At 61.9% G+C, this 24,928-nt stretch carries 28 protein-coding genes; 16 read left to right on the top strand and 12 right to left on the bottom strand.

Annotation, left to right across the window (positions count from 1 at the left end):
* Nucleotides 1–28 precede the first annotated feature (28 nt).
* The gene (locus ABIE40_RS18180) at nucleotides 29–382 is read left to right on the top strand and encodes a YciI family protein (RefSeq protein ID WP_199627891.1); all 354 of its coding nucleotides are present in this window, start codon (nucleotides 29–31) and stop codon (nucleotides 380–382) included.
* The gene (locus ABIE40_RS18175) at nucleotides 382–1,629 is read left to right on the top strand and encodes an RNA polymerase sigma factor (RefSeq protein ID WP_199627890.1); all 1,248 of its coding nucleotides are present in this window, start codon (nucleotides 382–384) and stop codon (nucleotides 1,627–1,629) included. The genes ABIE40_RS18180 and ABIE40_RS18175 overlap by 1 nt, the downstream gene beginning before the upstream one ends.
* On the opposite strand, the gene ABIE40_RS18170 is transcribed toward ABIE40_RS18175, so the two are convergent.
* Both ABIE40_RS18170 and ABIE40_RS18165 read right to left on the bottom strand, forming a co-directional pair.
* Entirely contained in the window at nucleotides 1,626–2,267 is a 642-nt protein-coding gene (locus ABIE40_RS18170; RefSeq protein ID WP_199627889.1) for a LysE family translocator, read from the bottom strand. The genes ABIE40_RS18175 and ABIE40_RS18170 overlap by 4 nt on opposite strands.
* A gap of 96 nt (nucleotides 2,268–2,363) precedes the next feature.
* Entirely contained in the window at nucleotides 2,364–3,215 is an 852-nt protein-coding gene (locus ABIE40_RS18165) for an SDR family NAD(P)-dependent oxidoreductase (RefSeq protein ID WP_199627888.1), read from the bottom strand.
* An 84-nt stretch (nucleotides 3,216–3,299) separates the two neighbouring features.
* On the opposite strand from ABIE40_RS18165, the gene ABIE40_RS18160 reads away from it, so the two are divergent.
* The 4 genes from ABIE40_RS18160 to ABIE40_RS18145 all read left to right on the top strand — a co-directional run bounded on the left by ABIE40_RS18160 (nucleotide 3,300) and on the right by ABIE40_RS18145 (nucleotide 5,930).
* Nucleotides 3,300–3,542, top strand: a complete 243-nt coding sequence (locus ABIE40_RS18160; RefSeq protein WP_199627887.1) for a type II toxin-antitoxin system ParD family antitoxin — start codon at nucleotides 3,300–3,302, stop codon at nucleotides 3,540–3,542.
* Nucleotides 3,539–3,832: a type II toxin-antitoxin system RelE/ParE family toxin gene (locus ABIE40_RS18155; protein WP_199627886.1), complete on the top strand. Its 294-nt coding sequence runs from the start codon at nucleotides 3,539–3,541 to the stop codon at nucleotides 3,830–3,832. Before ABIE40_RS18160 ends, ABIE40_RS18155 begins: the two co-directional genes overlap by 4 nt.
* Before the next feature lie 114 nt (nucleotides 3,833–3,946).
* On the top strand, nucleotides 3,947–5,170 hold the full coding sequence (locus ABIE40_RS18150; protein ID WP_199627885.1) for an argininosuccinate synthase: 1,224 nt from the start codon (nucleotides 3,947–3,949) through the stop codon (nucleotides 5,168–5,170).
* 118 nt (nucleotides 5,171–5,288) lie between these two features.
* Complete coding sequence (locus ABIE40_RS18145; protein ID WP_130283247.1) at nucleotides 5,289–5,930, top strand: LysE family translocator; 642 nt, start codon at nucleotides 5,289–5,291, stop codon at nucleotides 5,928–5,930.
* Between the two features lie 4 nt (nucleotides 5,931–5,934).
* Here the strand turns inward: ABIE40_RS18145 and ABIE40_RS18140 are convergent, their stop codons facing one another.
* Nucleotides 5,935–6,369 (bottom strand): hypothetical protein, encoded by a 435-nt coding sequence (locus tag ABIE40_RS18140; RefSeq protein WP_199627884.1) that lies wholly within the window; start codon nucleotides 6,367–6,369, stop codon nucleotides 5,935–5,937.
* 210 nt (nucleotides 6,370–6,579) lie between these two features.
* Here ABIE40_RS18140 and ABIE40_RS18135 point away from each other — a divergent pair, with 210 nt between their 5' ends.
* The 4 genes from ABIE40_RS18135 (at nucleotide 6,580) to ABIE40_RS18120 (ending at nucleotide 13,004) form a co-directional block, all read left to right on the top strand.
* Entirely contained in the window at nucleotides 6,580–8,667 is a 2,088-nt protein-coding gene (locus ABIE40_RS18135) for a M3 family metallopeptidase (RefSeq protein WP_199627883.1), read from the top strand.
* Between the two features lie 113 nt (nucleotides 8,668–8,780).
* Complete coding sequence (locus ABIE40_RS18130; RefSeq protein ID WP_199627882.1) at nucleotides 8,781–10,358, top strand: alkaline phosphatase D family protein; 1,578 nt, start codon at nucleotides 8,781–8,783, stop codon at nucleotides 10,356–10,358.
* 122 nt (nucleotides 10,359–10,480) lie between these two features.
* Nucleotides 10,481–12,304 (top strand): translational GTPase TypA, encoded by a 1,824-nt coding sequence (typA, locus tag ABIE40_RS18125; protein ID WP_112718439.1) that lies wholly within the window; start codon nucleotides 10,481–10,483, stop codon nucleotides 12,302–12,304.
* Nucleotides 12,305–12,497: 193 nt separating this feature from the next.
* Nucleotides 12,498–13,004, top strand: coding sequence for a GNAT family N-acetyltransferase (locus tag ABIE40_RS18120; RefSeq protein WP_112718441.1), 507 nt, complete (start codon nucleotides 12,498–12,500; stop codon nucleotides 13,002–13,004).
* Nucleotides 13,005–13,016: 12 nt separating this feature from the next.
* Here the strand turns inward: ABIE40_RS18120 and ABIE40_RS18115 are convergent, their stop codons facing one another.
* A complete protein-coding gene (locus ABIE40_RS18115; protein WP_199627881.1) occupies nucleotides 13,017–13,457 on the bottom strand; it encodes an MEKHLA domain-containing protein in 441 nt (146 codons plus the stop codon).
* 220 nt (nucleotides 13,458–13,677) lie between these two features.
* On the opposite strand from ABIE40_RS18115, the gene ppa reads away from it, so the two are divergent.
* Nucleotides 13,678–14,211, top strand: a complete 534-nt coding sequence (gene ppa / locus ABIE40_RS18110) for an inorganic diphosphatase (RefSeq protein ID WP_112718445.1) — start codon at nucleotides 13,678–13,680, stop codon at nucleotides 14,209–14,211.
* Between the two features lie 2 nt (nucleotides 14,212–14,213).
* Here ppa and ABIE40_RS18105 read toward each other — a convergent pair whose 3' ends face one another.
* Both ABIE40_RS18105 and ABIE40_RS18100 read right to left on the bottom strand, forming a co-directional pair.
* Nucleotides 14,214–14,516 carry a DUF167 domain-containing protein gene (locus ABIE40_RS18105; RefSeq protein WP_130283257.1) on the bottom strand — a complete coding sequence of 101 codons (303 nt, stop codon included), beginning with the start codon at nucleotides 14,514–14,516 and terminating at the stop codon, nucleotides 14,214–14,216.
* Nucleotides 14,513–14,803, bottom strand: a complete 291-nt coding sequence (locus ABIE40_RS18100) for a YggT family protein (RefSeq protein ID WP_112718505.1) — start codon at nucleotides 14,801–14,803, stop codon at nucleotides 14,513–14,515. Before ABIE40_RS18100 ends, ABIE40_RS18105 begins: the two co-directional genes overlap by 4 nt.
* Before the next feature lie 140 nt (nucleotides 14,804–14,943).
* Between ABIE40_RS18100 and ABIE40_RS18095 the strand changes: the two genes are divergently transcribed.
* Nucleotides 14,944–16,194 carry an MFS transporter gene (locus ABIE40_RS18095; RefSeq protein WP_199627880.1) on the top strand — a complete coding sequence of 417 codons (1,251 nt, stop codon included), beginning with the start codon at nucleotides 14,944–14,946 and terminating at the stop codon, nucleotides 16,192–16,194.
* On the opposite strand, the gene ABIE40_RS18090 is transcribed toward ABIE40_RS18095, so the two are convergent.
* From ABIE40_RS18090 to hemC, 6 genes are all read right to left on the bottom strand, one after another.
* On the bottom strand, nucleotides 16,169–16,930 hold the full coding sequence (locus ABIE40_RS18090) for a glutamine amidotransferase (RefSeq protein ID WP_112718451.1): 762 nt from the start codon (nucleotides 16,928–16,930) through the stop codon (nucleotides 16,169–16,171). The two genes, ABIE40_RS18095 and ABIE40_RS18090, sit on opposite strands and share 26 nt — an antisense overlap.
* Nucleotides 16,920–17,405 carry a tellurite resistance TerB family protein gene (locus ABIE40_RS18085; RefSeq protein WP_199627879.1) on the bottom strand — a complete coding sequence of 162 codons (486 nt, stop codon included), beginning with the start codon at nucleotides 17,403–17,405 and terminating at the stop codon, nucleotides 16,920–16,922. The genes ABIE40_RS18090 and ABIE40_RS18085 overlap by 11 nt, the downstream gene beginning before the upstream one ends.
* 17 nt (nucleotides 17,406–17,422) lie before the next feature.
* Nucleotides 17,423–19,036, bottom strand: a complete 1,614-nt coding sequence (locus ABIE40_RS18080; protein WP_112718455.1) for a heme biosynthesis protein HemY — start codon at nucleotides 19,034–19,036, stop codon at nucleotides 17,423–17,425.
* 3 nt (nucleotides 19,037–19,039) lie between these two features.
* The gene (locus ABIE40_RS18075; RefSeq protein WP_199627878.1) at nucleotides 19,040–20,317 is read right to left on the bottom strand and encodes a COG4223 family protein; all 1,278 of its coding nucleotides are present in this window, start codon (nucleotides 20,315–20,317) and stop codon (nucleotides 19,040–19,042) included.
* 90 nt (nucleotides 20,318–20,407) lie between these two features.
* On the bottom strand, nucleotides 20,408–21,106 hold the full coding sequence (locus ABIE40_RS18070; RefSeq protein ID WP_199627877.1) for a uroporphyrinogen-III synthase: 699 nt from the start codon (nucleotides 21,104–21,106) through the stop codon (nucleotides 20,408–20,410).
* Nucleotides 21,107–21,112: 6 nt separating this feature from the next.
* The gene (hemC, locus tag ABIE40_RS18065) at nucleotides 21,113–22,042 is read right to left on the bottom strand and encodes a hydroxymethylbilane synthase (protein ID WP_199627876.1); all 930 of its coding nucleotides are present in this window, start codon (nucleotides 22,040–22,042) and stop codon (nucleotides 21,113–21,115) included.
* Nucleotides 22,043–22,114: 72 nt separating this feature from the next.
* Here hemC and tsaD point away from each other — a divergent pair, with 72 nt between their 5' ends.
* From tsaD to ABIE40_RS18045, 4 genes are read left to right on the top strand one after another with little or no spacing between them, the layout of a single operon-like run.
* Nucleotides 22,115–23,212 (top strand): tRNA (adenosine(37)-N6)-threonylcarbamoyltransferase complex transferase subunit TsaD, encoded by a 1,098-nt coding sequence (gene tsaD / locus ABIE40_RS18060; RefSeq protein WP_199627875.1) that lies wholly within the window; start codon nucleotides 22,115–22,117, stop codon nucleotides 23,210–23,212.
* Entirely contained in the window at nucleotides 23,209–24,192 is a 984-nt protein-coding gene (locus ABIE40_RS18055) for an NAD(P)H-dependent glycerol-3-phosphate dehydrogenase (protein WP_199627874.1), read from the top strand. The genes tsaD and ABIE40_RS18055 overlap by 4 nt, the downstream gene beginning before the upstream one ends.
* A gap of 9 nt (nucleotides 24,193–24,201) precedes the next feature.
* On the top strand, nucleotides 24,202–24,495 hold the full coding sequence (locus ABIE40_RS18050; protein ID WP_130283271.1) for a YciI-like protein: 294 nt from the start codon (nucleotides 24,202–24,204) through the stop codon (nucleotides 24,493–24,495).
* 1 nt (nucleotide 24,496) lies between these two features.
* A complete protein-coding gene (locus tag ABIE40_RS18045) occupies nucleotides 24,497–24,928 on the top strand; it encodes an EVE domain-containing protein (protein ID WP_112718469.1) in 432 nt (143 codons plus the stop codon).

Raw genomic sequence — 24,928 nt, 5'->3', positions numbered from 1 at the left:
GAGCGATGGAGATCTGAGGAGACGGACGATGAAATACATGGCGCTGATCTACATGGACCCGAGCACCCGCACGCCGCCGGATTCTCCGGAATTCGGCAAGATGATGAGCGGCTATGCGACGGCGACCGAGACCTACAAGAGCGATGGCATCTGGGTTGCCGGCGATGCGCTGCAGCCGGTGACGACGGCGACGACCGTGCGCGTGCGCAACGGCAGGACCGAGACGATGGATGGTCCCTTCGCCGATACCAAGGAACAACTTGGCGGCTTCTATATCCTCGACTGCGACAATCTCGATGACGCCATCAAATACGCGGCGATGATCCCGCATGCGGCCATGGGCTGCGTCGAGGTGCGGCCGCTTATGGTCTTCGACCGCTGATGAGCGAGGTTCCGGCCGCCGTTTCGGTAGCGGAGGCGATCGACAGGATCGCCAGGCAGGACGGTGGCCGTCTCCTCTCCAGCCTGGTGGGGTCGCTGCGGGATTTCCAGCTGGCTGAGGACAGCTTGCAGGATGCGCTGGAATCGGCGGTCGTCCATTGGAGCCGCCATGGCCTTCCCGCCGCGCCGAATGCCTGGCTGATGCAGGTCGCCCGCCGCAAGGCGATCGACCGGCTGAGGCGCTCGGCCAATTTCCGGGCGAAGTCTGCGGAGATCGCTCATCTTGCCGAACTGGAAAACGCATCGCCGATAGCAGCCGAACCCGATCCGATCGGCGACGAACGCCTGAAGCTGATCTTTGCCTGCTGCCATCCGGCGATCGACCGGAAGACCTGCGTGGCGCTGACCTTGCGCTCGGTCTGCGGACTGAGAACCGAGGAGATCGCCGATGCCTTCCTCGACCGGCATGATGCGATGGCCCAGCGGCTGGTGCGCGCTCGCGACAAGATCGCCAAGGCGGGCATCGCCTATGAGGTGCCGGGACCGGAGGGGTGGGCGGCGCGGCTCGAAAGCGTGCTCGCCGTTGTCTATCTGATCTTCAACGAGGGCTATGCCTCCGGCAGCGGCAGCCATATCCGCGCCGATCTCTGCGATGAGGCGATCCGCCTCGGGCGGCTGCTGACGGCGCTGCGGCCGGATGAGCCGGAGATCGAGGGGCTGCTGTCGCTGATGCTCCTGCATCATGCCCGGCGTGCGGCGCGGATCGGTGACGGTGGCGGGATCCTGACGCTGGAAAAGCAGGATCGCAGCTTGTGGGATCGCGCGGTCATAGACGAAGGCATGGCGTTGATCGAGCGGGCGCTCAAGCGGGGCTGTCCGGGACCCTATCAGCTGCAGGCGGCGGTTATCGCCGTGCATGTGGAGGCGCGGAGTTTCGCAGACACGGACTGGCGGCAGATCGCCCTGCTCTACGGCGAGCTGGCCCGCACCGCCGATAACCCGGTCTATGAACTGAACCGGATCGTTGCGCTTTCCTATGTCGAGGGGGCGGGGGCCGCGCTCGGGCGCCTGAAGCTGATCGCCATGGCGCTGGTGCAATATCAGCCGTTTTACGCTGTCCAGGCCGACCTACTGGCGCGCGATGGCCAGATCGATCAGGCGAGGCTCGCCTACGCGAGGGCGATCGAGCTCTCGCAGTCGGATGCGGAGAAGCTGTTCCTAAAGCAACGGCTGAGCGAGATCGCCTAGCGGCCCTGCGTCATGAAGATCTTCACGGCGAAGATCGAGAACACGCCGGCGAAGGTATAGTCCATGCCGCGCAGCACCTTCCTGTTGTTCTGCAGCCAGCTTGCCAGCCCGTCGGATGCGAGCACGACGAGCGCGTTCACCGGCATGCCGATCAGGATGAAAAAGAAGCCGAGGAAGAGTAGCTTGTGGGTGACTGCGGGGTCGCCGGCCGTGACGAACTGCGGCAGGAAGGTCATGAAGAAGATGATGACCTTCGGGTTCAGCAGGTTCACCCAGAAGCCGCTGGAGATGTTGGAAAGCGGTGTGCCCTTGGCCTCATCGACCTTGCCGACGGTCAACTTTGAACCAAAACGGATTGCCTGGACAGCAAGCCACAGCAGATAGGCGGCGCCACCGGTCTTGAGGATGAGGAAGGCGGTGGGCGAGGCGGTGATCAGCGCCGAGATGCCGAAGGCGACGAGCATGGTGTGAACGACGATGCCGAGGCTGGTGCCGAGGACGACGTAGAGCGCCGGCTTCTTGCCCTGCGACAGCGCGCGGCTGATCGAGAGCGTCATGTCAGGCCCCGGCGTTGCCGCCAGAAGCAGGCTCGCAGCGGAAAAGGCAAGAAGCGTCGGCAGGGTCGGAAGGAAGTCCATGGCACACTCTGAAAGCCGGAAAGGGAATTGCTTTTCTCTTACCCGGCTTTCAGGAAATTACCAATCAAACCTTCTGATGCGGCCGATCGCTTCGGCTTACTTGCCTTCGAGATAGGCCTTGAACTTGTCGGCATAATCCTTGTGCCAGCGCGACAGCGGCGGACGGTTCTCGATGATGTCGCCGATCGCCCAGGCCATGCGCCGTTCATCGACGGGGCGGGCAACATCGTTGTCCGGGCAGAGGATGTAGAAGTCGCCCTTGGCAAGGCTCTCGATCATGAAATCGACCGTCTGTTCCGGCGTCCAGGCCGCAGCCGGCTTTTCGGCGCGGTCGCCCTTGGTGAGGCCGGTGAAGACGAAGCCGGGGATCAGGAGGTGGGCCGAGATCTGCGAGCCTTCGGTGTTGCGCAGCTCGTGTTCCAGCGCTTCGGTGAAGACTTTCACGGCGGCTTTCGAGACGTTGTAGGCCGGATTGCCGGGCGGCGTGGTGATGCCCTGCTTGGAGCCGGTGTTGATGATCAGGCCTGGTTCGCCGTGCTTGGCCATGGCAGCGCCGAAAGCGCGGGTACCGTTGATGACGCCCATCATGTTGACGCCCAGGATGTTGTCCCAGCCGGCGTCGGCGCTGAAGATCGAGGTTTCCGGCCCGATGCCGGCATTGTTCATCAGAACGTGGACACGGCCGAAGCGCTGGATGACAGTCCGCTCCAAGGCTTCGAGAGCCGCCTTGTCGGAAACGTCGGTCTCCGAGGCAAGCACATGTTCCTCACCGGCGATGGCTTCAAGCTCGGCACGCGCCTTGGCCAGTTTCTCCTGGCCGAGATCGGCGATCACGACGCTCATGCCCGCCTTGGCAAAATGCTTTGCGGCCGCCAGCCCGATACCGGAGGCGCCGCCAGTGATGACGGCAACGTTGGATGGTTTGATAATATTGGTGAGATCGGTCACGGCTCTGGCCTTTCGCCCGGGATTGTTCGCTCGCAGCCAGATATGGTAATCTCGGAACTCAAGTCAAACCCGCAGGAGCCTGGCATGGGCAGGTTGGAAACCATCCGCATCGACGAACAGATGGAAGCGTTCATCGACGCGCAGGTGCGCGACGGCAACTATGGTTCCGTCGAGGAGGTTGTCGGTGCGGCTCTGCGGGTGCTGAGGCATCAGGCCGAGCTGGAGGCAATCGAGGCGGCCATTGCTGAAGCCGAGGAATCCGGCCCTCCGCGGCCGTTTGATTTTGATGCTTTTGTAGAAGCGAAACGAGCGCGACGCGCTCAATGACGAAGGAACTCGTCTTCAGCGATCCTGCGATCCGCGACATTGACGAGATATACGACTACACCGAAGATAATTGGGGTTTCGAGCAGGCAGAATACTATGTCTTCGCGTTGAGAGAACAATGTGTTTCGTTAGCGGATGGGACGCGAAGCGGACGAGCGCTCAAGTCCAGGAAAGAGGGCTACAAAGCGCTGACATTCAGGTCGCATTTCATCATCGACACCGAAAGCCTCGATGAACTTACTATCGTGCGCGTCCTGCACCGCCGCATGAACATCTCAAACCACCTCTAGTGACCGGGCTTCTTGGCCGCCTGCCCTTGCGTCGTGTGACAATCTCGCTAAAAGTGCCCGCGACAACGGGCTTTGCGGGTATGCCGCCGCCCATATGCAACGGACCTCATCATCATGGCATCTAAGAAAGACGTGAAGAAAGTCGTGCTTGCCTATTCGGGCGGCCTCGACACCTCGATCATCCTGAAGTGGCTGCAGACCGAGCTCGGCGCCGAAGTCGTGACCTTCACGGCAGATCTTGGCCAGGGCGAAGAGCTGGAGCCGGCGCGCAAGAAGGCCGAGATGCTCGGCATCAAGGAAATCTACATCGAGGACGTCCGCGAAGAATTCGTGAGAGACTTCGTCTTCCCGATGTTTCGCGCCAATGCCGTCTATGAAGGCGTCTATCTGCTCGGCACTTCGATCGCCCGTCCGCTGATCTCCAAGCATCTGATCGACATCGCCCGCAAGACCGGCGCCGATGCGATCGCCCATGGCGCCACCGGCAAGGGCAATGACCAGGTTCGTTTCGAACTCTCGGCCTATGCCCTGAACCCCGATATCAAGATCATCGCTCCGTGGCGCGACTGGAATTTCAAGAGCCGTACGGATCTGCTGGCCTTCGCTGAACAGCACCAGATCCCGGTTGCCAAGGACAAGAAGGGCGAAGCGCCGTTCTCGGTCGACGCCAATCTGCTGCACTCGTCGTCCGAGGGCAAGGTTCTGGAAGATCCGGCTCAGGAAGCGCCTGAATATGTGCACATGCGCACGATCTCGCCGGAAGCCGCTCCTGACAAGGCAACCGTCATCAAGGTCGGCTTCAAGAAGGGCGATGCCGTCTCGATCAACGGCGTTGCGATGTCGCCTGCGACCCTGCTCGCCGCGCTCAACAACTATGGCCGTGACAACGGCATCGGCCGTCTCGACCTCGTCGAAAACCGCTATGTCGGCATGAAGTCGCGCGGCGTATATGAAACCCCCGGCGGCACGATCCTGCTGGCGGCACACCGCGCGATCGAGTCGATCACGCTCGACCGCGGCGCTGCGCATCTCAAGGACGAGATCATGCCGCGCTATGCCGAGCTGATCTATTACGGCTTCTGGTTCTCGCCGGAGCGCGAAATGCTGCAGGCTCTGATCGACAAGAGCCAGGAGCATGTCGAGGGCGAAGTGACGCTGAAGCTCTACAAGGGCAATGTCATGGTCATCGGCCGCGAGAGCGACAAGTCGCTCTATTCCGACAAGCTCGTCACCTTCGAGGACGATCAGGGCGCCTACGACCAGAAGGACGCCGCCGGCTTCATCAAGCTCAACGCGCTGCGCCTGCGCACGCTCGGCAAGCGCAATCTGAAGGGCTGATTGCAGCTATCCCGCTTTTCGAAGGGCCCGCCTTGTGCGGGCCTTTTTCGTTGGCGCGCGGGGCCTTGACGGCATTGCGCTTTGGCATAGTCTGCGCACACCATCCGCGGAGCATTTCATGACACAGTCGCTACTTCTCGGCGCCTTTCTGGCAGCCCTTTTCTATGTGCTCATTCCTGGTCCGGCCTTCCTGCAGCTGCTCGGTATCGGTGCCGGGCAGGGACGCAAGGCAGGCGCGTTTTTCCTGATGGGTCATCTGGTCGGCGACACGATCTGGTCTGCCCTGGCGCTGATCGCCATCGTCGGTGCGAAGATCATCGGCACCTTCGTTTTCGATCTTCTCGGCCTGCTCTGCGGCTTCTATCTTGCCTGGATCGGCTGGAGCGCCGTCAGTGCCAAGCCCAAGGTCGATGGTCAGGCGCTGGTCGTGGTCGAGCGTCCGTTCCGGCGTGGCCTGATTTTTGGCGTCACCAACCCGAAGGGTTATCCGGTGGCGCTGGCGACGTTCACCGCGCTTGTCGCGGGTTCGTCTGGCGCGCTGGATTTCGCCGCCCTGCCGCTGATGCTCTGTGTGTCCTTCGTCGGCTTTGTCACTGCCGACATCATCTTGGTGACGATCATCGGCGCCGGTGCGGTGCGACGGTTCTATCGCGCCCATGAGCGTCTGATCGTCCGTTGCTCGGGCGTGCTGTTCATGGGCTTTGCGGTGCAGGCCCTGTGGCATGCGACGCCTGGCCTGCTCGGCTGGCGGAAGGCCTGATCAATCAGCTTCCGATGAAATCGACGATCGACTGCAGTGTCTTCGCGCCATTGGAATCGCCGAGCGATTTCGCGATCTGCAGCTGATTGTCGTAATAGTCGCGGAAATTGAAGGCGGTGCCGTCGGTGACGCCCGTCAGATCCAGAATATTGCCCTGTGCATCGATAGCGTGCATCGGCAAGGGCTCGGAGATGGCCGCGTAGGTCTGCTGATCGAGCGCGCCCGAATCGTAGCTCTGGCGCGCATAGCTGCGCAATTCACCCGGGCTGACCGATGTGAAGTCAGGGCTATCTGCAGGTTTGTCGTCCTCCAGCTTGAAGCCGGTTTGTGCAGACGTACCAGTATCGAATTCAATATCAGAGGTCTTCGAAGACTTTGCGTTATTATCGCTGTTTTTAAAAAGCAAACTCTGAGAAGACCGCATAGAAAATATTTCCATGACCCATGTCCCCTTACGAAAAGAGTAAGAGGAAACTAGCCTTTGGGCCGCGGCGGTGCAATCGTTAACAATTGGTTAATTTTCGTCTATCAGTTCTTGTGGATCAATTCTTTGGTGGCCGGCAAAAGACGAATTTGATCAGCAACATACCAATGCCGCGATGGGTCACCTATATTGCCTTTCACCTGCCTTGCGTAAAAGGATCTCAGCATGCCTTCCACACCAGAATTCAATCCGGCGCTCGTCAACTGGAACGGGCATCACGGCCTGCCGCGCTTCGATGCGCTCAATGACGGCGATTTCGCCGCCGCCTTCGATGCGGCGCTTGCGTCTCATGAGAAGGAGATCGATGCGATCGCCGGGAATCCGGATGCGCCGACTTTCGAGAACACCATCGTGGCGCTGGAAATTGCCGGCGATGAGCTTTCGCGGGTCTCGGCACTGTTCTGGAACCGCGCCGGTGCGCATACCAATGAGGTCATCCAGGCACTGGAGCGGGAGATATCGCCGAAGATGTCGCGGCACTATTCGAAGATCGGCATGAATGCCGCGCTTTTCGCCCGCATCGATGTACTCTGGGAAAAGCGCGAAGAGCTCGGCCTGTCGCTGGAACAGACGCGGGTGCTGGAGCGGCATTGGAAGGGCTTCGTCAAGTCCGGCGCCAAGCTGCCGAAGCCGGAGCAGGAGAAGCTCGCCGGCATCAACGAGAAGCTGGCCGGCCTCGGCACCAATTTCGGTCAAAACGTGCTCGCCGACGAGAAGAGCTGGTCGCTCCTTCTCTCCGATGGCCCGGAGCTCGAGGGCCTGCCCGAATTCCTCAAGGATGCGATGGCGGCTGCAGCGCGCGAGCGCGGCGAAGAGGGCAAGTTTGCCGCCACGCTGTCGCGCTCGATAATCGAACCGTTCCTGACCTTCTCGGAAAAGCGCGATCTGCGCGAGCAGGCCTTCAAGGCCTGGGTCGCCCGTGGCGAGAATGCCGGCGCCACCGATAATCGCGGCATCATCAAGGAGACGCTGGAGCTTCGCAAGGAGATGGCCGGGCTGCTCGGCTACGGCAATTTCGCCGAGCTGAAGCTCGACAACACGATGGCGAAGAAGCCAGAAGCCGTCGACGAGTTGCTGCGCGCCGTCTGGACGAAGGCTGTGGGGCGTGCCCGCGAGGAAGAAGCGGATATCGCCAAGCTGATTGCCGAAGATGGCAAGAACCATGAGGTGATGCCGTGGGACTGGCGCTTCTATGCCGAGAAGATCCGAGCGCAGAAGTTCAATTTCTCCGAGACGGAGCTGAAGCCCTATCTGCAGCTCGAGAAGATCATCGAGGCCTGCTTCGATGTTGCGAACCGTCTGTTCGGCATCCGCGCCGTCGAGAAGAAGGGGATTGCTGCCTATCATCCTGACGTGCGGGTGTTCGAGATCCGCGATGCCAGTGACACGCTGGTGGCGCTGTTCCTAGGCGATTACTTTGCCCGCGGCTCGAAGCGCTCGGGCGCCTGGATGAGCTCGTTCCAGTCGCAGCACAAGCTGACGCTGAAGAACGGCAACAGGGGCGAACTGCCGATCATCTACAATGTCTGCAATTTCGCAAAGCCCGCCGAAGGCAAGCCCGCGTTGCTGTCGCTCGATGATGCGCGCACGCTGTTCCACGAATTCGGCCATGCGCTGCATGGCATGCTCTCCAACGTGACCTATCCGTCGGTGTCTGGCACTGGTGTTTCGCGCGATTTCGTCGAGCTCCCCTCGCAGCTTTACGAGCACTGGCTGACGGTGCCGGCGATCCTCAAGCAATATGCGGTGCATTTCGAAACCGGCGAGCCGATGCCGCAGGCGCTGCTCGACAAGGTTCTGGCGGCGCGCACCTTCAACGCCGGTTTCAACACGGTGGAGTTCACCTCCTCGGCGATCGTCGACATGGAATTCCATACGCGCGATGCGGTCGATGATCCGATGGCGGTCCAGGCCGAGGTGCTTGCCGAGCTCGGCATGCCGAAGTCGCTGGTCATGCGCCATGCCTCGCCGCATTTCCAGCATATCTTCTCGGGCGGTTATTCGGCCGGCTACTATTCCTACATGTGGTCGGAAGTGCTCGATGCCGATGCTTTCTCCGCCTTCGAGGAAACCGGTGATGCCTTCAACCGCGAAATGGCGGTGAAGCTGAAGGACAACATCTATTCGACCGGCGGCTCGATCGATCCCGAGGATGCCTACAAGGGCTTTCGCGGCAAGTTGCCGAGCCCGGATGCGATGCTGATCAAGAAGGGGCTTTCGACCTTCAATGAATTGTCCGGCAGCGACGCGTAACAAAACTGTCGCTGAAGTTTCGGCAAACCGTCATGCGGTTTTCAAGAGACTGACATGACGGGTGCCCAAGGCTGGGGCGGGACGATTCGATCCCGCTCCTGAAGGGCCTTGGGATGATCTTGAAGCAAACGACGCGCCGCCGGTTCCTGACATCGGTGGGTGCAGTCGGCGGCTTTGCGGCGGCAAGCCTGGCAATGCCCTATTACGCCCGCGGCTCGTCGAGCCGGCCGGTCTTTACCTCGGGCGTGCAATCGGGCGATGTCGATGCGGCCTCGGGTGTCGTCTGGACGCGGGTCGACCGGCCGTCGCGGCTGTTCATCGAATATTCCACCACAGACAAGTTTGCCAACGCTGTGCGGCTCGCGCCCTTCGACGTGACGCCGGAGACCGATCTTGCCGGCAAGCTGCTGGTGACCGGTCTGCCGCCGGATCAGGAGATCTTCTATCGCTTCGTCGCGGCTGACCTGCAGGACATCAACAGCCGTTCCGAGCCCATTCGAGGCGAATTCCGCACGGCGCCGGTCTCCAGACGCAATCTCCGCTTCGTCTGGTCGGGCGATACGGCGGGGCAGGGCTGGGGCATCGATGACAAGGGGATGCGGACCTATCGGACGATCGCCTATCACCGGCCGGATTTCATGATCCATTCCGGTGATACCATCTATGCCGACAACCCGATCCCCGATGAGATCGCGCTCCGCGGCGGCGGGGTCTGGAAGAACCGGATCGTCACCGAGGAAAAGCGGACGATCGCCCAGACGCTGCCGGAGTTCCGCGGCCAATGGAAATATAATCTGCTCGACGAGCATGTGACGGCGCTCAATGCGATCTGCCCGGTCTTCCATCAGTGGGACGATCATGAGGTTCTCAACAACTGGTCGCCATCGACCGATCTCAGCGCCGATGACCGCTACAAGGAAAAGTCGGTCGCCGTGCTTGCGGCGCGCGCCAGCCGCGCCTTCCATGAAATGACGCCGATCCGCTATGTCGCCGCGGATCCCGGCCGTATCTACCGCAAGGTCTCCTATGGCCCGCTGCTCGATGTGTTCTTCGTCGATCTCCGCTCCTATCGCGGACCCAATACGCATGGTCTCGATGAAGAATTGACGCCGCAGTCGCGGATTTTCGGCGAGGCGCAGGTCGCGTGGCTGAAGCGCGAGCTGGCGCGATCGACGGCAACATGGAAGGTGATTTCCTGCGATCTGCCCATCGGGCTGGTGATCTGGGACGATTACGGTAAACGCCGGGGCAGCGAATCCATCTCGAATGGGGACAATGGTGCGCCCCGCGGTCGTGAGCTCGAATTTGCCGATCTGCTGCGTTTCATCCGCGACGCAGCGATCGGCAATATCGTCTGGCTGACTGCGGATGTGCATTACACGGCGGCGCATTATTACGATCCGGGCAAGGCGAAGTTCCAGGATTTCCTGCCGTTCTGGGAGTTCGTGTCCGGCCCGCTTCACTCCGGCACATACGGGCCCCAGGAGCTGGATAGCACGTTCGGGCCGGAGGTGCGCTTCATCAAGGCGGCACCCGGCGGCATCGAGTCGAACCTGCCGCCATCGGCAGGGATGCAGTTCTTCGGCCTCGTCGATATCGATGGGCAAAGCGAGCAGATGACGGTGCGGCTGATGGACCGCGACGACAACGAATTGTGGCGGACGGTGATCGACCCGCAACGTACGAGTTAACCTTGGAATGGCGCTTCGGACCTCTTCCCCCTTTCGCAATCGCGAAAAACACTGTATGAGCGCGCCAAATGTAATAGGCGCCTCCCTCCGACGTAGCGCCCCAGCCTCAGAGATTTGACACAATGGCACTTCGCAACATCGCGATTATCGCGCACGTTGACCATGGCAAGACGACACTGGTGGACGAGCTGCTCAAGCAGTCCGGCTCCTTCCGCGAGAACCAGCGCGTTGCAGAACGCGTCATGGACTCCAACGACCTCGAAAAAGAGCGTGGCATCACCATTCTCGCGAAGGCGACCTCGGTCGAGTGGAAGGGTGTCCGCATCAACATCGTCGACACCCCCGGCCACGCCGACTTCGGCGGTGAAGTCGAGCGTATTCTCTCGATGGTGGATGGCGCGATCGTTCTCGTCGACGCTTCGGAAGGCCCGATGCCGCAGACGAAGTTCGTCGTTGGCAAGGCGCTGAAGGTCGGCCTTCGCCCGATCGTTGCGATCAACAAGATCGACCGTCCGGATGGCCGCCACGAAGAAGTCATCAACGAAGTGTTCGACCTCTTCGCCAACCTCGACGCCACCGACGAGCAGCTCGACTTCCCGATCCTCTACGGTTCTGGCCGCGATGGCTGGATGAACGTCAACCCGGAAGGTCCGAAGGACCAGGGTCTCGCGCCGCTTCTCGACCTCGTGCTCGAGCATGTTCCGGAGCCGACGGTTCACGAAGGCCCGTTCACGATGATCGGCACGATCCTCGAAGCCAACCCCTTCCTCGGCCGCATCATCACCGGCCGCGTCAATTCCGGCTCGATCAAGCCGAACCAGGCCGTCAAGGTTCTGCATGCCGATGGAAAGACCATCGAAACCGGCCGTATCTCCAAGATCCTCGCATTCCGCGGTATCGAGCGTCAGCCGATCGAAGAAGCGCATGCAGGTGACATCGTCGCGATTGCCGGCCTCTCCAAGGGCACCGTCGCCGACACGTTCTGCGATCCGTCCGTCAGCCAGCCGCTGCAGGCCCAGCCGATCGACCCGCCGACCGTCACGATGTCCTTCATCGTCAACGACAGCCCCTATGCAGGCACTGAAGGCGACAAGGTCACCTCGCGCGTCATCCGCGACCGTCTGTTCAAGGAAGCCGAAGGCAACGTTGCGCTGAAGATCGAAGAGTCCTCCGAAAAGGATTCGTTCTTCGTTTCCGGCCGCGGCGAACTGCAGCTGGCCGTTCTCATCGAAACCATGCGCCGTGAAGGCTTCGAGCTTGCCGTATCGCGTCCGCGCGTCGTCATGCATAAGGATGAAGCGACCGGCCAGATGCTCGAGCCGATCGAAGAGGTCGTCATCGACGTCGATGAAGAACATTCCGGCGTCGTCGTTCAGAAGATGTCTGAGCGCAAGGCTGAAATGACCGAGCTGCGTCCGTCGGGCGGCAACCGTATCCGTCTGAAGTTCCTGGCGCCGACGCGCGGCCTGATCGGCTACCAGTCGGAACTGCTGACCGACACGCGCGGTACGGCCGTCATGAACCGCCTGTTCCACGACTATCAGCCGTACAAGGGCGAAATCGGCGGCCGCGTTAACGGCGTTCTGCTCGCCAACGAAGCCGGCGAAGCCGTTGCCTACGCCCTGTTCAACCTGGAAGATCGCGGCCCGATGATCATCGACGCCGGTGAGAAGGTCTACATGGGTATGATCATCGGCATCCACAGCCGTGACAACGACCTCGAAGTCAACGTTCTCAAGGGCAAGAAGCTGACCAACATCCGCGCCGCCGGCAAGGATGAAGCCGTCAAGCTGACGCCGCCGATCCGCATGACGCTGGACCGCGCTCTCTCCTGGATCCAGGACGACGAGCTGGTCGAAGTCACGCCGAAGTCGATCCGTCTGCGCAAGATGTATCTCGACGCCAACGACCGCAAGCGGTTCGAAAAGTCGAAGGCAGCGCTCTAAGCCCTGCTCAAACAGATCAAACCCCGGCCTTGCGCCGGGGTTTTTTTATGTGTGGTCCGCCGATTCCGGCTTGTGACAATGGTTAAAAAAGCGTTAAATTTTTTCCATCGTCCACATGTTAAGTCTGTGGGCAATCAGCCAGGGCGCGTGATCGCGTATGGTTAATTGTCCGCTGAAGGACCAGAGTAGCGTTATGAAGACGTTGTCGATCGATGTTCGGCGGGCTGAGCCGCATGATGCCCGCGCCATATCGGAGGCGCATCGCCTTGCGTGGCAGCACACATATGCCGGCATCATTCCCCACCGCGCTCTGACACAAATGATCGAACGCCGCGGCGAAGGCTGGTGGCGCAAGGCCACCCGGGGCCCGGCAACGCTGCTGGTTCTCGATGTGGCCGGAACGGTTGCCGGTTACGCGACGCTCGGTCTCAACCGCGCCCGTGCCCTTCCCCAGGAAGGCGAAATCTACGAGCTTTATCTCCGCCCGGAATATCAGGGCATCGGTCTCGGCCGGATGCTGTTCGGCGAAGCGCGCCGGCTCCTGAAGTCGCTCGGCTGCAATGGCCTGGTCGTCTGGTGCCTGGAAGATAACGAGAATGCCAGCCGCTTCTATCGCGGCCATGGCGGGCTCGATTTCTGCGAAGGCATGGAAAACTTCGACCACAAGCAGCTGAAGAAGATCGGCTTCATCTGGAACTAGCGGTACTGCCGCTTATGGCAGCCTCGCTGCCTGGCCACGGATCACTCCGTCGGCATCGATCAATTGCCATACCGTGACGTTTGCGATCGGAAAGCGTTTGCCCGATTTGCTGATCCTGATCCCCTCGTAATTGTCGACATAGCCCTTCTCGGCAACCTGCCGCAGGAAGTTCTCCCGTGCGGCGCGTTCCGGCGCTTCGGCGGACAGTCTCGACGGCAGCGCGGTCAGTTCGTCCCAGCTATATTCGAAGCATCTCTGCGCATTCCTGTTGCCATAGACGAAGACAGGATCGGGTGCGGTGTCATGTGCCAGCAGGCCGAACGGCGCGTCCTCGTAGAGCCAGCGGATGCCTTCCTGTCTGGTCAGTTCCGGCGGCACGAGATCCTTGCCAGTGATGCGGCGGTAGCTGCCGGTAAGGAGATCGAAAAAGTCGTCGCTTTCGTAAAGATACATGGCCATCTGCTTGCAATATGAGATCTGAAAAGCCCAACTAATCCGGACAATGCGACCGGTTTGTGGCCTCGCCGGTCATTGCCCCTGGTGATCCCCGAACTTCGCTGTTGGTGGCGAACTCTATTAGCCAAAACGACGGAAGATGCGGCCTGACATGTTGCGTTGCGAAGAGATTCTGATTATCTGGCAGCCGGAAACCATCCTATATTAGGGGACACTGATGCGCATCGACGCCATTTCCATCGGCAACAACCCACCGGAAGATGTCAACGTTATCGTTGAGGTTCCGGTCGGCGGCCATCCCATCAAGTACGAAATGGACAAGGACGCCGGCACCCTCGTCGTCGACCGCTTCCTGTACACACCGATGACCTATCCGGGTAACTACGGCTTCGTGCCGCACACACTGTCGGAAGACGGCGATCCGATCGACGTGCTGATCGCCAGCACCCGTCCGCTCGTTCCGGGCTGTGTCATCAACGTACGCCCGATCGGCGTTCTGATGATGGAAGACAATTCCGGCAAGGACGAGAAGATCATTGCCGTTCCGTCGCCGAAGCTGACGCTGCGCTACGAGAAGGTGAAGGAATATACCGATCTTCCCGACATCACGCTGAAGCAGATCGAGCACTTCTTCGAGCACTACAAGGATCTGGAGCCCGGCAAGTGGGTCAAGATCTTCGGCTGGAAGGGTTCGAAGGAAGCCGGCGAACTCATTCTCGAAGCCGTCGAGCGCGCCAAGAAGGCAAAGTAAGCTCAGGCTTTCGTAAAAGCTTTCAGCTTTTCGATCAGATCCTCCGTATCGCCTTCGATGCGGAGGATTTTTTTGCGCGATGTTTCGCCGGAAATGAAGGCGACGGCCGATTTCGGCACGCGCAAAGATTTGGCGAGAAGGGCGATCAGCGCCTTGTTCGCCTTGCCGTCTTCCGGCACGGCGCTGACGCGCGCCTTCAGCTGTCCCTCGCCATCCAATCCATCGATCGCGTCGCGGCCGCCATTCGGGGTCAGCCGCACCGTCAGCCTGAGATGACCGTCATGAACGGTCCAGGCGGAGCTCACGCCACCAGCGGGAAAATGGTGTTCCACATGAAGGAGCGCAGGAAGAAGATGATCAGCAGCAGGATGATCGGCGAGATGTCGATGCCGCCGAGATTGGGCAGCACGCGGCGGATCGGGCGCAGCACCGGTTCGGTGACATTGTAGAGGAACATCCCGACCGAGTTGACGAACTGGTTGCTGGAATTGATGACGTTGAAGGCGTAGAGCCAGGAGAAAATGGCACTCGCAATAAGCACCCAAGTGTAAAGATTCAAAGCCAAATCAATGGTTTGAAAAAGGGCAATCATCGTCGTCTCCAGTTCGTTGTTGACAGACATGTAGCTATTGGCGACTAAACGGGCAAGTGCCGTGTCTTAACGCGCGGTGAATCATGTTTAATGGGCGCGTTTGAACTGACCGCGCGGCCCGATTTCCTTGGTTGCCCCCAATGTCTTTCTCGTCCACCGGAGACCGTTTTGCCGCGTTCCGGCATTCTTCCTACACCCGGTTCTTCTTCGCGAAGTTTCTGCTTTCCTTTTCACAGCAGATCCTCAGTGTCGCGGTCGGCTGGCAGATGTACGACCAGACGCGGAGCGCCATCTATCTCGGCCTGATCGGCCTGGTACAGTTCCTGCCGTCGCTGCTGTTGATCCTGGTCACAGGATCGGTCGCCGACCGCTACAATCGTCGTGCCATCGCTTCGATCTGCTCGCTGGTCAGCGCTCTCTGCACGCTGGCGCTGCTGATCATGACGGTGACAGGCACCTTCTCGCCAATCCCGGTTTTCATCGTACTGTTGGTTTTCGGCATCGAGCGCGCCTTTGCAGCACCTGCCGTGCAGTCGCTGGCGCCGAACCTGGTGCCGGAGAAGGATCTTTCCAACGCGATAGCCTGGAACTCCTCCTCCTGGCAGCTGGCGGCGATCACCGGTCCGGTGCTCGGAGGTCTGCTCTACGGCGTCGGCGCGACGACGGCCTACACGGTCTCGGTCATCTTCGCGGTGCTCGGCGCCATCCTGCTCTTCATGATCCCGAAGCCCGCACAGCACAGCGCCGGCGAAGCAAAGAGCTGGGACATGATCCTCGGCGGCTTCCGCTTCATCAAGGCGGACAAGGTCGTGCTCGGCGCGATCTCGCTCGACCTGTTTGCCGTGCTGCTCGGCGGTGCCACGGCACTAATGCCGATCTATGCGCGCGATATCCTGACGCTCGGTCCCTGGGGGCTCGGTCTTCTGCGCTCGGCGCCCGGCGTCGGCGCGATCGTGATGGCGCTGTTCCTGGCCGCCTATCCGATGAAACACCGCGCCGGCTTCTACATGTTCACCGGTGTCGGCCTGTTCGGCATCGCGACGATCGTCTTCGGCGTTTCGACACATACCTGGACCTCGATCGCTGCTCTTGCCATCATGGGGGCCGCAGACATGATCTCGGTCTATGTGCGCGAGAGCCTGATCGCCCTCTGGACGCCGGACGAACTGCGCGGCCGCGTCAATGCCGTCAACATGGTCTTCGTCGGCGCGTCGAACGAGCTCGGCGAATTTCGCGCGGGAACGATGGCGCATACCTTCGGCGCGGTGCCTGCCGTCGTCATTGGCGGTCTTGGGACACTTGCCGTTTCGGTGATCTGGGCGATGAGCTTCCGCCAGCTGCGGCAGATCGATACGCTCGATGCGCCTATGCGCTCAGCGTCGCCGGCATAGAGAGCGGCGCGCCTTTCGCCGTCTTGCCCTCGAAGACGATATCGAGGAACTCGTTCAGCCACGCCTTCAGCGGCGCATCAAAGAGCATGCGTCCCTCAAGGTGCTCGCGGCCCTGCTGGGCGTTCGGCAGGATAAAGCGGTGGGCGCCGTGGACGACCCAGCGGTGCATCATCACCCGCGTCAGCTCGGCATGGAACTGCAGCGCCCAGGCATTCTTGTTGTAGCGGAAAGCCTGGTTCGGATAGGCATCGCCTTCTGCCAGCAACTCGGCGCCACGCGGCAGATCGAAGCCTTCGCGATGGAAGTGATAGACCATCTTCGGCCAGTGCATCAGCAGCCGGCCCTTCTCCGTCGGGCGCAGCGGATACCAGCCGATCTCCGTCGAACCATCGGGGTTTGACTGGACCTTGCCGCCGAGATGGCGCACCAGCATCTGGGCGCCGAGGCAGATGCCGAGGAACGGACGGTTTTCCTTGAGCGGCACGTCAAGCCAGTTGATCTCCGCCTTGACGAAATCCTCCGGATCATTGGCGCTCATCGGGCCGCCGAAGACGACGGCGCCTGCATGCCCGTCAAGCGTCGACGGCAGTTTGTCGCCCAGCACCGGGCGGCGCATGTCGAGGCTGTAGCCCTTCTCGACCAGCAGCTGGCCGACGCGGCCGGGGCTGGATTGTTCCTGATGCAGGACGATGAGGACGGGCCGCTTGTCGCGTTTTACCGGGCGTTCAATCTGCATCGTCTTGAACCACGACCGTATCGGTCACCCGGGCGGCGGCCTCCTGGCGCTTCTGGATGCGCTCGCGGGAGGAGACGCCGAGCAGATCGGCAATCCGCCAGATGACGTGATCCTCTATCTCGCTGCGCTCGCCATCGGCATAGACGATGTCCCAGAGGATGCCGATCAGCTCGAGCCGCTGCTCGGTGTTCAGATGGCGCTTCAGGTCGGAGGTGAAGCGATAGTAGTCGACGGCGCTGCTTTCGGCCTCGAGCCCGGCGGCGATCACGGCATCGAGCTGCTTGCCGTCGAGCCCGTATTGCTCCTTCAGCAGCTTGCGCAGACGCTTCTTTTCGCTGTCCTTGATCTGGCCGTCGGCTTCCATGACCTGCATGCAGAGCGCGGCAACGGCAATGCGCGGGTCATCGGGATCGAAACCCTTCCTGCTCCCGTCTGCCGTGAGGTTGTGGAAGAATGCCTGAAAGCGTTCGAACATGCGGTTTTCGTTCCATCTCAGAAAAGGCGGAGCCGTGTCTTGGGTTCCGTATCCACCTTGGTGTCGCGAACGCCTGGATCATCAGGCATTCCATAATATGGTTTCGGTTCGGGCGGGCGTGTAGGGGAGGCCGCTTCGGCAGGCTTGGGCGCCGGAGCGGGCTTCGGAGGTGCCGCGGGTGCCGGAGCCGGGCGAACGGCTTCGGCGATCGTTGCGGCGCGTTCCAGCTCGATGATGCGGTGATCGCTCGCCGGTGCTTCCTGGCGATGTTCGCGAACCGGCGGCAATGTCTTCAGCGCCGTGTCGATCGACGTGGCAGAGCCTTCCTCGACCGGGCCTTCCAGCTGGCCGAACGGCGCCTTCCACTCGAAGGCGTCGAGACGGCCGGTGACCGGCGAGAGCGGCAGCCACTTGTCGGAAACGAAGCCATCGGCCACCCAGGCCGGATCACGCGGCGCCTTCAGCGCCTGCGCCAGCCAATGGCGCACACGGCCCTGATCGCCGGTTTCGGCTTCCTCGATATCGGCAAGCAGCAGGAAGGCGGCTTCGCGCGGCTGCATGCGGGCGGCGGCTTCCGCCTTGGCGCGGGCCTTGGCGAAGTTCTGCGCGTCGAGAGCGGCTTGCGCGACGACGAGCAGCGACTCGACATTGTTCGGGCGGATGGCTTCCAGCTTGTCAGCGCGTTTAAGCCGGTCGATCACGGAATCGCCACTGCGGGCCAGCACATAGACGCGGCCGATCTCGGGATGCGGATTGGTCTTCCACGCCTGTTCAAGGATCGAGGCCGCCTTGCGCAGCTTGTCTTCGCGGAAAAGCGCCTTTGCGGCGATGATCGCGGCGGGTTCGAAATCGGCGATCAGCTTCAGCGCATGCAGGGCATCGTCGCGGGCGCCTGCCGGATCGCGGTCCAGCTTATCGCCGGCGCGCGCCGTAAGCAGCACGGCGCGCAGGCGGTCGCCGTCATGCTTGTCGACGACGCGGGCGGCTTTCTGCTGGTCGAGCAGGCGGATCGCATCGTCCCAGCGTCCGGCCTGGCTGCGGGATTCCAGGGTCGCCTGAGCGGCCCAGGGGAGATAGGGCGCATTATCGGCAGCCTTCTCGGCATATTGGCGGGCAGCTTCATTGGCGCCAAGACGCTTGGCTTCGAGATAGAGGCCACGCAGGCCGAGCTCACGGGTCTCGGGATCGTTGGCCATGGCTTCGAACTTGGCGCGGGCCTCGTCGTGACGGCCTTCGATCAATGCTGCCTGTGCTTCCAGGAGATTGATAAGCGGTTCCTGATCGGCGCGGATGAGACCGCGCGAACGGGCCGCCATCTTGCGGGCGAGAAGCGCATTGCCGGCGCCGGCTGCGATCAGGCCGGTCGAGAGCGCCTGATAGCCGCGGTCACGCTTGCGGGCGCGGAAATAGCGAGTGACGGAATGCGGCGAGGTCCAGATCGTGCGGATCAGCCACCAGCCGATCATCACGAGAGCAATGAGCGCGATCAGGCCGCTGGCGGCAACGATCAGCTTGGTCTGGTAGAGCTGGCCTTCCCAGATCAGCGACAGGTCGCCGGGACGATCGGCAAGCCAAGAGAAGCCGTAGCCAAGGACGAGAACGAGCAGGGCGAAGATGACGAGCTTGATCATCGGTCAGCCCTCCTTGCCTGCGCCGGATACGGCCTTCGAGAGCGCTCCGCTGACGAGGTCTTCGACACGGATACGGGCTTCGAGCGACTGCTTGAATGCGGCCGAAGCCTGCTTGGCCGCAGGCGGCAGGTCGTTCCATTCGTTGGCGGCGCCCGGCAGGTCGCCGTTCTTCACCTTGTCTTCCATGCGGGCGGCGATCGCCTCGACGCTTTCACCCTCGATATTGCCGACGGGGCGGACGCTGACCAGCGACTTGGCGCTCGACATCAAACGATCGGACCAGCTCTGATCCGGGTTCGCCTGGTTTACGGCCTCAACAGCCGACGTAGCGACATCGGGAACCTGGCGGATCAGCTCGGCACGCGAGGGAACGCCTGTCTGCGCGAAGTTGCGCAGATCCTTGACGGCGGGATCGTCAGGCGCGACCCCCGCAAATGTATCGAGTTCGGCGGTGAATGGTCCGCCACGGTCGATCGCCGCTTTCAACGCTGCTGCGGCGATTGCCTGCGCGACGGCCACATCCTGGCGCGGTTCGTTGAGCTTCTTCTCGGCTTCGTCGAGACGCTTGGTAATGTCGGCGCCGTTTGACGCCTGCTGTTCGGAGGCTTGGGTGAGCGAGCTCTGGAGCTTAGCCACCTCAGCGGTGAGATCGGCGATCTTCTGGTTGAGAGCCTCGGTCGCAGCCGGGTCGCCGGGCTGGGCAGCCGCGGGCGTCTTGGCGGCGGCTTCCAGGGCGGCAATGCGCTTGTCGAGAGCGTCGTCATCAGGATTCGGCGCGGCCGCGAGATTGGCGATCGACTGTTTCAGGCCGTCGATCTCGGCCGAAAGCTCGCTGTTCTGTTCCGTCTGCGCCGGTTGCTGCGCGGAGCCGGGGAGATAGCCTGCATATTGGATGGCGCCGGCTCCCGCGAGCGCAACGAGGCCGCCGAAAATGCCGGCGGCGATAAGGCCCGAGGTGTTGGCGCCGCGCTGCTGCTGGGGCGGCGGAGACATGGTCGATTCGGTGTGGCGGGGCGCTGGTTCTTCGGCCGGAGCTTCGGGTGCCGATGGCTCTTCGGTGTGTACCGGTTCTTCTACCGCAGCTGCGGCCGATGCGTCTTCCGAAGGCGTCGCTTCCAGCGTTTCCTTCAGCTCATTTGCCGCTTGCTCGTCGGTATCGGCTGCGGCATCGGCAGGGGTGGAGGCGTTGTCCTCCTGCTTGGCAAATTCCTGCGCTTCCAGATCGATGGTGACCGGCTTGTCGGTTCTCTTCGAATGGCGTGGCGGGTTTCCCGATACCATGAGGCCCTCATATTTCCTGCATTGCAACGAAACTAGTCAGTGATCCCAGTTAAGGAAAGAGGTTAGATCAAATTTGGGCGGCTAACGCCTTCAAAGAAGCGACAAAAGACTTTGCTCATCCGGCATTGCCGCAATGCGAAGATTTTTCTGCAGCCCAGCCGGAACGGCGGCTGCAACGGCCTCACTGAGGCAGAGAATGCGGGCGGCGCTCAGCCACTCCGGTAAGGGATTGAAAAATCGGAACAAGGCGATTGCCGTCTCGCGGGAATAGAGGAGGATGGCATCTGGCGGCGATTGCTGCAGCGCCTCGCGGGCATCGCGGTCGGGAGCAATCTGCTCCATGCGGTAGCATTCGGCGGTGATCAGCTTGAGGCCGAGCTCGGTGGCGCGCTTTTCGAAGGTTTCCGCCCGAGGTCTGCCGGCGAGATAGGTAACGGCGCCGGTGGTCTCGGCTGCGATCAATTCTGCGAGATCACCGCCATCGCCGCAGGCTGCCTTCACCGTCACGAAGCCTGCGGCGATTGCCGCTTCGGCCGTCGCATTGCCGACGGCATAGAGAGGGCGATCGAGGTGCTGTGTCAAAGATCCGGCTTGATCCGAGAGTGCCCGGATGGCTTCGGCGCTGGTGATGACAATCGGGGCCGTCGTCTGCGCAAGAGCCGCCATTGCCGCCGCGCCGTCATGCACCGGTTCGGAGAGTGGCATCGTCACCGCATCATGGCCGAGCTTGCGCAATCGCCGTGCCGTTCGTTCCCCCTGACGCTGCGGGCGGGTGACGAGCACGCGCATGGAGGACTAGCTCCAGTCGTCGAAGAAGGTGGTTCCGGCGCGGGCGCGGACGTCTTGCCCGGCGCGGGTGCCGAGTGCTGCAGCATCACGGCGGTTGCCGTCGATTGAGATCGCATGCTGGTGGCGGCCATCCGGGGTGATGATCAAGCCGGAGAACTTGATCTGGTCGCCTTCGCAGATCGCGTAGCCGCCGATCGGCGTCCTACAGGAGCCGTCGAGGGCGCCGAGGAAGGCGCGCTCGCAGGAGACAGCGTCGAATGTTGCGGGATCGTTGATCGCTGCCAGCAGATTGTCGATGCGCTCGTCGCCGATGCGGCTTTCGATCGCGATCGCGCCCTGTGCTGGTGCTGGCGGGAAGGTGTCGGGGTCGAGAATGTCGGTCAGCACGTCGACCTTGCCAAGGCGCTTGAGGCCGGCCAGCGCCAAAAGCGTTGCATCGACCTGGCCTTCGGCGAGCTTGCGCAGGCGGGTGTCGACGAGGCCGCGGAAAGTGATGACGTTGATATCGGGCCGCATGCGGCGGATCAGCGCCTGGCGGCGCAGCGACGACGAGCCGACGGTGGCGCCATGCGGCAGGTCGATCAGCTTCGGCGCGGTGCGGCCGACGACAGCATCGCGGATATCTTCGCGCGGCAGGTAGGCGGAGAGGTAGAGGCCTTCGGGCAGAACGGTCGGCATGTCCTTGGCTGAGTGGACGGCGAAATCCAGTTCGCCGAGCGCCAGTTTTTCTTCCAGTTCCTGGGTGAAAAGCCCCTTGCCGCCGATCTCGGCGAGTGAGCGGTCGGTGATGCGGTCGCCCGTCGTCGTCAGCACGACGATCTCGAACATTTCCTCGGGCAGACGATGCGCAGCCATCAGCCGATCGCGGGCTTCATGGGCCTGGGCAAGCGCCAGCGGGCTGCCCCGCGTGCCGATCCGGAAAGGTTTTGTTTGCATCCGCTTTGATCCGTTGTTACCGGAAGTCTCGTAACCGGGTTTCTTACCCATCGCAATCAACGATCAGGTTTCATGGCTCCCTTTCTACGCATCCTCGGCATCGAAACAAGCTGCGACGAGACCGCAGCAGCGGTGGTCGAACGCGATGCGGACGGCCGCTCGAATGTGCTTTCCGACGTTGTGCTGAGCCAGCTTGACGAGCACAGCGCCTATGGCGGCGTGGTGCCGGAGATTGCCGCGCGCGCCCATGTCGAAGCGCTCGATACGTTGATCGAGGAAGCGCTGCAGCGCGCCAATGTGTCGCTGGCCGATGTCGATGCGATCGCGGCGACATCGGGGCCGGGGCTGATCGGCGGGCTGCTGGTCGGCCTGATGACCGGCAAGGCGATTGCCAGGGCAGCGGGCAAGCCGCTTTACGCGGTCAATCATCTTGAGGGACATGCGCTGACGGCGCGGCTGACGGATGGGCTTTCCTTTCCCTATCTGATGCTGCTCGTCTCCGGCGGCCATACTCAGCTCATTCTCGTGCGTGGAATCGGAGAGTATGAGCGCTGGGGCACGACGATTGACGATGCGCTCGGTGAGGCCTTTGACAAGACTGCCAAGCTTCTCGGCCTTCCCTATCCCGGTGGGCCGGAAGTGGAAAAGGCTGCTGCGAAGGGCAATCCCGACCGCTTCAATTTCCCGCGCCCGCTGGTCGGCGAGGCCCGGCTCGACTTTTCCTTCTCCGGGCTGAAGACGGCGGTGCGTCAGGCCGCAACGGAGATTGCGCCTGTGAGCGAACAGGACATCGCCGACATCTGCGCCTCGTTCCAGAAGGCCATTTCCCGTACCTTGAAGGATCGCATCGGCCGTGGGCTGCAGCGCTTCAAGGCGGAATTCCCGGATGTAGAAGGCCCGCCGGCGCTGGTCGTGGCAGGCGGCGTTGCGGCAAACCAGGAGGTTCGCGGCACGCTGCAGGCGCTCTGCGACAAGCACGGCTTCCGCTTTATCGCCCCGCCGCTGAGGCTTTGCACCGACAATGCGGTGATGATTGCCTGGGCCGGGCTGGAGCGCATGGCGCTCGGTGTCGCGCCTGATGATCTCGATGTGCAGCCACGCTCGCGCTGGCCGCTGGATTCCAATGCCGAGGCGCTAATTAACTACGGAAAACGAGGAGCCAAGGCGTGAGCGAGCGGATTGCAGTCATCGGTGCCGGTGCGTTCGGAACGGCGCTTGCCGCGGTCATAGCGCTCGCCGGGCGCAGCACCGTGACGCTGGTCGGCCGCGATCCGGCTCTGATGGCCGATCTTGCTTCAGAGCGGCTTCATGACGCCGTGCTGCCGGGCATTGCACTGCCTGAGGCGCTGGAATTCTCCGCCGAGCTCGATGCGATCCGTCAGGCAGGCACCGTGCTCTTTGCCATGCCGTCGCAGGCGCAGGCGGATGCGGCGCGACACTATGGTCCTTATCTCGCTGGCGATGCCGTGGTCGTCACCTGCGCCAAGGGGATCGAGCGCTCTACCGGTACGCTCTTGACTGATATGCTGGAACGCGAGCTGCCCAATCATCATGTGGCGGTGCTCTCGGGTCCCGGCTTTGCGGCCGACATTGCCAGGGGGCTGCCGACGGCGATGGCGATTGCGGCTGCCGATATGGATGTTGCCGAGCGGCTGGCGCAGGCAATTTCGGGCCGCACCTTCCGGCTCTATGCGTCCGACGACCGCACCGGCGTCCAGCTGGGCGGTGCCCTCAAGAATGTTCTCGCGATTGCCTGCGGCATCGTCGAAGGTTGCGGCATAGGCGATTCCGCCCGTGCAGCGCTGATTGCCCGTGGCTTGGCCGAAATGTCCCGGCTCGTTGCGGCAAAGGGTGGGCAGGCGGATACGGTGCGAGGGCTTTCCGGCCTTGGCGATCTGGTGCTGACGGCAACCAGCCATCAGTCACGCAATCTGCGCTTCGGCATCGCGCTCGGGCGCGGAGACAAGGCTGATCCCTCGCATGGCGAGCTGGTCGAGGGCGCTTTTGCGGCCGCCGTCGCGTCACGGCTCGCGAGAGAGCTCGGCGTCGAGATGCCGATCACCGATGCCGTCTCGGCGATCATCGAGGGCAAACTCGGTATTGCCGAGGCAATCGAACAATTGATGACACGTCCGATCACCACCGAATAGGAGACTGACATGCTTTTCGCCCTTCTCTGCAAGGACAAGCCGGGACATCTGAACGTGCGCATGGAAACGCGCCCAACGCATGTCGAGTATCTCAACAAGCTCAATGCCGAAGGCAAGCTGGCGATCGCCGGTCCGTTCCTCGACGCCGACGGCAAGCCGAATGGCAGCCTGGTGATCGTCAAGGCCGACAGCATTGAAGCAGCCAAGGCGCTCGGCGAGGCCGATCCCTATGCGAAGGCCGGTCTGTTCGAAAGCGTCGAGGTGAAGCCCTATAACTGGGTCTTCAACAATCCGGAGGCCTGAGATGGCGCATTGGCTTTACAAGTCCGAGCCTGAGGCATGGTCGTGGGAGCAGCAGAAGGCTGCCGGCGAAAAGGGCACGGAATGGACCGGCGTTCGCAACTATCTGGCGCGCAACAACATGCGGGCCATGCAGATCGGCGACAAGGGCTTCTTTTACCATTCGAATGAGGGGTTGGAGATCGTCGGTATCGTCGAAGTCTGCGCTCTCTCGCATCCCGATTCCAGCGCCAAAGGCGATCCCAAATGGGACTGCGTCGATATCCGCGCCGTGATGGACATGCCGAAGCCGGTGACGCTGAAGGATGTCAAGGCGAGCGAAAAGCTCTCGAAGATGTCGCTGGTGACGTCCATGCGCCTCTCCGTGCAGCCCGTGACCGACGACGAGTGGCTGGAAGTCTGCCGCATGGGCGGGCTCGACAACCCGCCGCGCTGA

This window comes from Rhizobium sp. OAE497, from assembly GCF_040546565.1.
GTDB lineage: Bacteria > Pseudomonadota > Alphaproteobacteria > Rhizobiales > Rhizobiaceae > Rhizobium.
Note: the sequence above shows the minus strand (reverse complement) of the source record. Positions and strands in the feature narration are given on the sequence as shown.